The organism is Bacteroidota bacterium (genome assembly GCA_030706565.1).
Lineage (GTDB): Bacteria > Bacteroidota > Bacteroidia > Bacteroidales > JAUZOH01 > JAUZOH01.
Window position 1 is genome coordinate 1 of record JAUZOH010000165.1, and the last position, 8,111, is coordinate 8,111.

General features: G+C 39.4%; 9 protein-coding genes. 1 reads left to right on the forward strand and 8 read right to left on the reverse strand.

Features of this window, described 5'->3' with window-relative positions; genetic code table 11:
* Nucleotides 1-551, reverse strand: a 551-nt coding sequence (locus tag Q8907_09585) for a glycine--tRNA ligase (protein MDP4274516.1), incomplete at its 3' end; no start/stop codon positions are given.
* A 288-nt stretch (nucleotides 552-839) separates the two neighbouring features.
* On the opposite strand from Q8907_09585, the gene Q8907_09590 reads away from it, so the two are divergent.
* A complete protein-coding gene (locus tag Q8907_09590; GenBank protein MDP4274517.1) occupies nucleotides 840-1,697 on the forward strand; it encodes a hypothetical protein in 858 nt (285 codons plus the stop codon).
* Between the two features lie 51 nt (nucleotides 1,698-1,748).
* Here Q8907_09590 and Q8907_09595 read toward each other — a convergent pair whose 3' ends face one another.
* The 7 genes from Q8907_09595 to Q8907_09625 form a co-directional block, all read right to left on the reverse strand.
* The gene (locus tag Q8907_09595; protein ID MDP4274518.1) at nucleotides 1,749-2,498 is read right to left on the reverse strand and encodes a UDP-2,3-diacylglucosamine diphosphatase; all 750 of its coding nucleotides are present in this window, start codon (nucleotides 2,496-2,498) and stop codon (nucleotides 1,749-1,751) included.
* 19 nt (nucleotides 2,499-2,517) lie between these two features.
* Nucleotides 2,518-3,678, reverse strand: coding sequence for a TlpA disulfide reductase family protein (locus Q8907_09600; GenBank protein MDP4274519.1), 1,161 nt, complete (start codon nucleotides 3,676-3,678; stop codon nucleotides 2,518-2,520).
* A 53-nt stretch (nucleotides 3,679-3,731) separates the two neighbouring features.
* Nucleotides 3,732-4,880, reverse strand: coding sequence for a UDP-N-acetylglucosamine 2-epimerase (non-hydrolyzing) (gene wecB / locus Q8907_09605; GenBank protein MDP4274520.1), 1,149 nt, complete (start codon nucleotides 4,878-4,880; stop codon nucleotides 3,732-3,734).
* Nucleotides 4,881-5,024: 144 nt separating this feature from the next.
* Complete coding sequence (locus tag Q8907_09610) at nucleotides 5,025-5,600, reverse strand: rubrerythrin family protein (protein ID MDP4274521.1); 576 nt, start codon at nucleotides 5,598-5,600, stop codon at nucleotides 5,025-5,027.
* A gap of 69 nt (nucleotides 5,601-5,669) precedes the next feature.
* The gene (locus tag Q8907_09615) at nucleotides 5,670-6,728 is read right to left on the reverse strand and encodes a DUF255 domain-containing protein (GenBank protein MDP4274522.1); all 1,059 of its coding nucleotides are present in this window, start codon (nucleotides 6,726-6,728) and stop codon (nucleotides 5,670-5,672) included.
* A 141-nt stretch (nucleotides 6,729-6,869) separates the two neighbouring features.
* The gene (locus Q8907_09620) at nucleotides 6,870-7,637 is read right to left on the reverse strand and encodes a TIGR02117 family protein (GenBank protein MDP4274523.1); all 768 of its coding nucleotides are present in this window, start codon (nucleotides 7,635-7,637) and stop codon (nucleotides 6,870-6,872) included.
* Nucleotides 7,638-7,725: 88 nt separating this feature from the next.
* Nucleotides 7,726-8,111, reverse strand: a 386-nt coding sequence (locus Q8907_09625) for a hypothetical protein (protein ID MDP4274524.1), incomplete at its 5' end; no start/stop codon positions are given.

Here is an 8,111-nt window from a genome sequence, read left to right on the forward strand (position 1 = left end):
CCGGAAACAGGATCAACAATTTCGCAGTCAACAATGATTTGCTTCAGTTCTGCCAGATCATCATCATTAAGAGCCTTGGTATAGCGGGCTTCCAGTTTATCAATTTCTTCACGCACCGCTAAGACTTTAGGACTGGTAGCCAGGAATTTTTCTTTATCGAAAGTATCGCCAAAACGCTTAGCCGCCTTTTCCACTTCCTTGTCAATCTTTGACTCAAGCTTAGCCATGTGTTCTTCGATCAGGACATCGGCACGGTAACGTTTTTTGGAGTCCTTGTTGTCAATAAGAGGATCGTTGAAGGCACTGACATGTCCCGAAGCTTTCCAGATTTCAGGGTGCATGAATATTGCAGAATCAATTCCTACAATATTGTCATGCAACAACACCATGGAATCCCACCAGTATTTTTTTATGTTGTTCTTCAGTTCAACACCATATTGACCATAATCGTAAACGGCACTCAATCCGTCATAAATCTCACTTGAAGGGAATATATAGCCATATTCTTTGGCATGTGAAATTATCTTCTTTAAAACGTCTTCTTGAACCATAAGCTTTTATAATAAACGTAAAATAATAAATGACAAAAATAAAATTAAATTTGTTGCGTTGAATAGAGTATATAAAAAACTTCATCAATCTGCTAATAATTTAAAAGTATTTTTAAACAAATACCCTGTTTAGGGGTTAAACAACCTGAAAATTTTTTTAAAGAAACCGCCAGACCAAAGAGGACATCCAAGAATTTAATTTTTTTTAACAGCAAAACAGGAGTAGAAATTCATAAACAATTCATAATTTTAAGTATATTTTAAAATGCTTCATTAAAAATTAAGCACATGAAAAAGATCTTATTAATAGCAATTCTTATTCCACTGTTATTTTCCTGCAAAGACAGGGAAAAAGCAGAATTAAAAGCCAAGAATGACAGCCTGCAGATGCAGGTAACGAAGCGGGATTCGACAGTAAACAGTTTCTTCGAATCGTTTAATGATATTCAGACCAATCTGGACAGCATCAAACAGAAAGAAAAAATCATTACCGTCAGTGCAACAGGGAATGCCAATGAGATGGCCTCATCTCAGAAAGACAAAATCAACAATGATATCCAGTTGATTGATGAGTTGATGTTAAAAAACAAGGAAAAGATTGCCCACCTCAATCGCCTGATGAAAAGTTCCCACATGAGAATCAGTCATTTTCAGAAGATGATTGCAAACCTGACCAAGCAAATTGAAGAAAAGGATAAAGAAATCAACGAGCTTAAGGAACAACTGGCCAAGTTAAACTTTCAGGTCGGGACTCTTACCTCCAATGTTGATTCCTTGCAAGCTGCAAATAAAAACAAGGAAGAAGTAATAGGCCAGAAGACCACAGCCTTGAATACAGCTTACTATGCCTATGGTACCAAAAAAGAACTAATTGCCAACCGCATCATTGCAAAGGAAGGAGGATTCTTAGGCATGGGTAAAAGCGAAAAGCTGTTGGATAATTTTAACAAATCCTATTTTACCAAAATTGACATTACAAAAACTTCTTCCATAGCCCTTTACGGGAAAAAAGCCCATCTTCTTACGTCTCATCCCTCATCTTCCTACAGGTTCGAAAGCAGTAACGGTAAAGTTGATAAACTCATTATTTTGGATGCAAATGAATTCTGGAGTACCTCAAAATATCTGGTGGTTGTTATAGAATAATTATCAAAAAGCATTGAGATAAAGGGTTTTGCAGCAAAACTGTAAAACCCTTTATTTTTTGTATTTTTTTAATTGCATCGTTTTCCCATCCCAGACAGCATAGCTGAAATTAAAAATCCAATCACCCACATTGATGTACCTGCTGGTTTCGTTTAATTTGATATCAAGCAGCAGATGCCTGTGGCCGAAGACGAAATAATCGAAATGCTCATTCTGAAGTTTTTCTTTAGCAAATTTCACCAACTGCTCGCGTTCCTCACCCTTAAACACTTCGGAAATTCCTTTCGAATACCTGCTTTTACGCGACCATGCCTGCCCAAATGCAACAGTAAGATTGGGATGAATCCTGGAAAAACAAAACTGTAAAAATTTTGACGTAAAAATGGCTTTAAGGAGTTTGTAACTGTAATCCCCGGAGCCAAGCCCGTCGCCATGGCCGATAAAAAACTTCTTGCCGTCAAACACTTTTACAACAGGTTCGTGATGGACAATCACGCCGGTTTCAGAAGACAGATAATCGAATATCCAGACATCATGGTTTCCGGTAAAATAATGCACAGGTATGCCGCTATCGGTAATTTCGCATATTTTCCCCAAAAAACGGGTAAAACCACGGGGTACTACTTTTTTATATTCGTACCAATAATCGAACATGTCACCTAAAAGATAAATCCCGGCAGCATCTTTTTTCACCTGATCAAGCCAGGAGACGAACAGCTTTTCGCGTTCCCGGCTTTGTTGATAGGGATAAAGGCCCAGGTGCAGGTCTGAAGCAAAATATATTTTTTTTTGTTCCTCCAAAATAAAAGACGTTAAAGAATTAATAACCGTAAATTTCTTTGAGCTTCTTTTCCAATGCCGGCCCGCGCAAATTGACAGCGATAATCCGGCTGTTGGGGTCAAGAAGATAACAGGTAGGAATCCGTTCAAGCCCATAGAGAGGGACGACCGACGAATTCCATTCCTTTAAATCGCTGACCTGCGTCCAGTACATACGATCCTCACGAATAGCCTTAATCCACGCATCCCTTGACTTATCCAGAGAAACCTGGAAAATCACAAAGCCAGCAGAACGGTATTTATGGTTTAAAATGACCAGATTTTTATTTTCCAGCCTGCAGGGTGGGCACCATGAAGCCCAAAAAACCAATAAAACATATTTTTCCTGATAGCCCGACAAGGTAACCGGCGAACCATACTGGTTGTTAAGAGTAATATCCGGGGCAAAAGATCCCAACTGTGCCCGCCTGGCTCCTTTAACCTTTAACTTTTCCTTCAAACTCTCTACATAACTATGAAAATTTTCCACATAGGGAGAGTTTGAATAGTTCTGGGTAAGAGAGGAATCAACTTTAAAGAAATATTTATAATCAATCTCCGGGCGAACCACAAAAGTGCGGGGATTAAACTGTTGATATAAAGCCATGATACAGGAAAGCGACTGAATATTTCCGGTTATAAAATCAAAAGTATATTTTCTTTGACTATCGGCAATTTTATCAAAAGATTTGTCAAGAGCATCCCTTAGGGAATCTATTTTGGTGCTGTCGCGGTAACGCAGGTAAATGGCATTGAGTGAATCAATACTGGCCAGGCTTTTATTCAGTCTGAATGTCAGATCGTGCATAAGCATTGAACCGGTTGATCCACTAATATGATAAGTCTTTGGCAGGTCTTTATATTGGCCGGTGATAAAGATATTATCGCCTTTATCTATCAGTAAAGTAATAAAATTGTTGGGAGAAACACGCAGGGTGAAAAATTTAGGCATTTCAATCTGCCCCTTGAACTTAAAATTCCCCTGGCGGTCAATAACCATCGAATCGATGGGGCCATCGTTGTCCACCGTCAGTTCCTGCAGGTAAACTTTTCTTCCCTGTCCCTTGTATAAATGCCCCTCAATATCAAATTTGTCGGAGTATCTCTGGCAGGCTGCCAAAAAAAAGAGTCCTATAATAAGATAAAATGATCTTTTACTCATAAACGATTTTTTTTGCAAAATAAACGAAAAAACCAATCAATTTAGCCTAAAGTTTATTCCATAAAACAATTTAACATGGTTTTGCAGATAAATTCGGCAGCCTTTCCATCACCAAAGAAGGGAGGATATTCAAGATGATTGTGGTTCATGAAATGATTAAAGGCCTGATTAATTTTTTCTTCCGAAGCATCAGCAATCAGGGCAGCGCCACAGGCAACCAATTCTTTCCATTCCGTTTCGGGGCGAAGAATGATGCAGGGCTTCTTAAAGAAGAAAGCCTCCTTCTGCACTCCGCCTGAATCGGTCATGACCAATAAGGCATTCTTTTCCAACTCAATAATTTCGAGGTATGAAGCAGGTGGAATTATTTTAATCCTCTTATTTTCCATCAGTGCAGAATAGAGCTGTGGCTTCAGGTTTGTCTTCAGCAGTTTTGCCGTGCGGGGATGAAGAGGGACAATAAAATCAAGGTGATTGTCAAATGAAAGGTTAAAGATGGTTTCAAAAATAGCATTTAACCGTGAAGGGATATCGGTGTTGTTGTCGCGGTGAACAGTAAGCAGGACGTAATGATTTTTCGTAAGCTTATTTTTCCCCAGGAAATTATTTTCCAGTTCAGCAACCTCGGCAAAATGAAGGCTGTTGTCGTACATAATATCCCCGCAGTGAAAAACCCCGGGCTTGTCAATTGAATAGGGAGGTTTATCTTCCAGTACAAATCCTTCATGTTGAAGATTTTGGACGGCCGTACCGGTAGGCGCGAACAACAAAGTAGAAGAATGGTCGCACATGATGCGGTTTATTTCCTCGGGCATGCTTTTGTTGAAAGAACGAAGCCCGGCTTCGATGTGCACAATAGGGACATGAAGCTTCGACCCGGCAATGGAGGCAGCAAGGGTTGAATTGGTATCACCATAAACCAGCAGGCAATGGGGTTTGAGGTCAACCATCAGATTCTCCAAACCAACAATCATGTCGGCAGTCTGCTTTCCATGCGAAGCCGAACCCACCCCAAGATTGAAACAAGGCTTGGGAATATTCAGTTCTTCAAAAAATACCTGCGACATGTTGTAGTCGTAATGCTGACCGGTATGGACAACAATATCTTCTATTTTGTCCGGGAAATGGGTAGTAATGGCACGGCTTATGGCCGATGCTTTAATGATCTGCGGACGGGCTCCAATAATATTCAGGATTTTCATCGCAAAGAATTTTAATTTTTAAGAAAGGAAAGCACTAAAAGGGAAGGAAACGGGCATATACCCGGATAAAAAAACCTGCCTGACAAATTATTACTAAAATAAGCAATCCAATCAGGCAGGTTCAATTAAGTGTTAAAATATACACTAATAATTTTCGGCTTTGATTTCGAAATAAGCCTGGGGATGTCCACAAAGCGGACATACATCCGGAGCTTTTTCGCCTTCAAAAACATAACCGCATTTCAGGCACATCCAGCGATTTTTTCCAACTTTCTTAAAAACTTCACCTTCTTCAAGATTCTTCAGAAGTTTCCTGTAACGTTCTTCGTGCAATTTTTCAACTGTTGCAACCAACCTGAATTTGGCAGCTATTTCGCTAAACCCTTCTTTTTTGGCCACGTCGGCAAATGTCACATACAATTCCGACCATTCTTCTTGCTCGCCTTCAGCAGAAGCAAGAAGGTTTTCCGTGGTAAGACCAATCTTACCGGCAGGATAAGCTGCAGTAATTTCAACAGCACCTCCCTCAAGGAACTTGAAGAAAGTCTTGGCATGCTGCTCTTCATTCAAGGCAGTTTCCATAAAAATATTGGCAATTTGTTCAAAACCTTCCTTGCGTGCTTGTTTGGCAAAGAAAGTATAACGATTTTTTGCCTGCGACTCACCGGCAAAAGCTTTCAACAGATTCTTCTCTGTTTCAGTACCTTTGATGCTGTTCATCTTCTTAATATTTTATTTTAGTTAATTAAAAAATTTAGTATTCTTATAAACAAAATACCGGCAAAAAAGTTAATTCAAATCCTCTTTAGGAGCCTCAGTTTGGGACACCTGGGATCTGTATGTTTTCAGATAATCAGCCCATTTGGTGGTTTTGTAAATATTTCCTCCGTAATAATTTAAAATAGGCTTAAGGTTTTCGGGCGTCAGATAAACCTGCATACGGTCAATCAGCTTGTTATTTTCGTCCAGGAATAATGTGGCAGGGAAGGTCATTTTGCCCTCAAGCATGGCCACAGCCAATTGATGAAAAGGATGTTGTTTGTTTTCATTGACAAATTTCTGTCCGAAAACATTCAAGGTATCCTTGGTGGTTGCATCAATCCGTACAGGATAATAATTTTTGTTGATAAAATTAGCAATTGCAGGATCATTGAACGTGCTGGCATACATCAACATGCTTGAAATACTCCAGTTGGCATACCAGTTAATCATAATTTTCCGGGGATGAAGCTGGTTCATTTTAATTGCTTCTTCAAGCGAGTACCACTTCACCAGGTTTTTTGGTTTCTTATACCCGGCAGAATCAAGAGGGAAAGTTGCTCTGAAATTTTTTTCAAAATCAGGATAAGCTGTACTTCGGTTAATATCTTCGGCAAAATACACCAGGATGGGCATGATGTGCTGCGAATCATAATAACCGGCCACAGGAGACCTTCTCCCCTCTTTATCAATATAAACTATAGTCGGGTATGAAAGGCGTCCATTGAGCAATTTGATTGCCAGCTGATGTGGAGCCCTTGCCCCGATCTGGGTTGATTTGTAAAGCGTATCCTGATACCTGATCGAATCATGACTTTCTGCATTAAACCGTACAGGATAAAAATTGGCATTGATATAATTGACAATAAAAGGATCTGAAAACGTGCCGGCCAACATTTTCTTGCACCAGACACACCAATCGGTATAGACATCAACCAAAATGGTTTTGGGATTATCCTTGCATAATTTCTGGGCTTCGCCCAGCGTAAGCCATTTGATAGCCGGAGATGGCTGTCCTACCGGCTTGGTCTGAGCAAAAAGGCCACAAGTCAGGAACAAAAACAAGATCAAAAAACTGAAATTCTTCATCTAAATATATTTTACCGTTAAAAATTTATACTTCACAATTAACGGATAAAGATACTAAGAATGATGAATTTGAAATTCATTTTGAAGAGAAAAAGACTATTCATCATCCCGACGTATTCCCAGTACCTATATAAAGTTATCTTAATTTAACTTTTCTCCCAAATCTTTAGCCCAGGAAATAATATCTTCCTTATTCCAGCTGTTGCGATACTGATAAAAAATCCCTTTGTCAAAAGGCGTCCATAGGCAGGCTTTTTGCCCGCAGACTTTCAGTCCACGGTTGGCCCAGGTATTGCAGGTAAAGAGCAAAGAATAGCTGCCTTTTGCTTCATAAAAAGAGTCATCGCTGCCATAGTAAGAAGGGTTGAACTTAATGTTGATATAGTTCCCGCTGCTGTCCTCAATGAAATAGCTTTCCAGGTAGTTTTTAAGCCGGACATATTGATTTTCGCTAATTTTTAACCGGATACAACTTTTTGATTCCTTAATTGATTTGTAAAAGGTAATATGTATAGCAGATTTGGTCAATCCGAACGAGGCGTTGAATGCAGTTGAAAATTTCAAATCAGCCCAGGTTGGGGTATTCAGATAAAAATCCCTGTCGCCCCAGCCAAAGGAGACAAATCGCATTGAGGAATCTTTGCCTGGTGTATTTTCAAAAAGGATTTTCCTTGACCAATCAATGGTATCATATTTCACAGGCAATACAAAATCCGTATGCACCCCGTTGGTTTGGATATAAATTTCCACTTTCCGGTCAGCATCAGGTTCTTCTTTAACTTCAATCAGGGAAAGCAAAAGAGACATGAGTAAATAAATCAATACCAGACAGATAAATGAAATCAGAAAGCCGACAACTATCTTAATGGCTGTTTTAATAATTCTCCCCAAAGTCATGTTTTTGCCCATAATCTTTAACCTCTGGATAATGGATAATTCTGTAATGATGGCAAACTTGCTGAGTCAATTGATCAGCAAGTTATTACTTCAGGATTATCTAAAAAATATCAAACGACTTTATCCGCCTGCCGGCTTCAGCATAAAACCATGCGGTAAAATTGACATCCGCATCTTTGAGCAAATAAATACCGGTACCTTTTTCCCTGGAAAACTCATTATCAACTTTACCTGTCAATTGTACAGAATTAAACATACGGGTCACCTCATCGGATGGCATTTTCCCAACCAGAAGCACATTCAAGATTCTTTTCTGACGGGGCAACCAGAAAATGTAATCGGTATTAAAAGAAAAAGCAGGCGGCATTTTTTTCCGGTTGTAATAATTCAATGCTCCTGCCTGTCCGTAATTGTCGCAAAAAATCAAGGTATTTCTCCGCTCTGCTTCTGGAAGCTCTTTATAAGCGGCCAGTGCTTTATCAGCCA

Excerpts from the sequence above, each read along its gene's own strand:
- Q8907_09590 (MDP4274517.1), top strand. The coding sequence starts at position 840 with ATGAAAAAGATCTTATTAATAGCAATTCTTATTCCACTGTTATTTTCC.
- Q8907_09600 (MDP4274519.1), bottom strand. The coding sequence starts at position 3,678 with ATGAGTAAAAGATCATTTTATCTTATTATAGGACTCTTTTTTTTGGCA.
- wecB (MDP4274520.1), bottom strand. The coding sequence starts at position 4,880 with ATGAAAATCCTGAATATTATTGGAGCCCGTCCGCAGATCATTAAAGCA.
- Q8907_09610 (MDP4274521.1), bottom strand. The coding sequence starts at position 5,600 with ATGAACAGCATCAAAGGTACTGAAACAGAGAAGAATCTGTTGAAAGCT.
- Q8907_09615 (MDP4274522.1), bottom strand. The coding sequence starts at position 6,728 with ATGAAGAATTTCAGTTTTTTGATCTTGTTTTTGTTCCTGACTTGTGGC.
- Q8907_09620 (MDP4274523.1), bottom strand. The coding sequence starts at position 7,637 with ATGGGCAAAAACATGACTTTGGGGAGAATTATTAAAACAGCCATTAAG.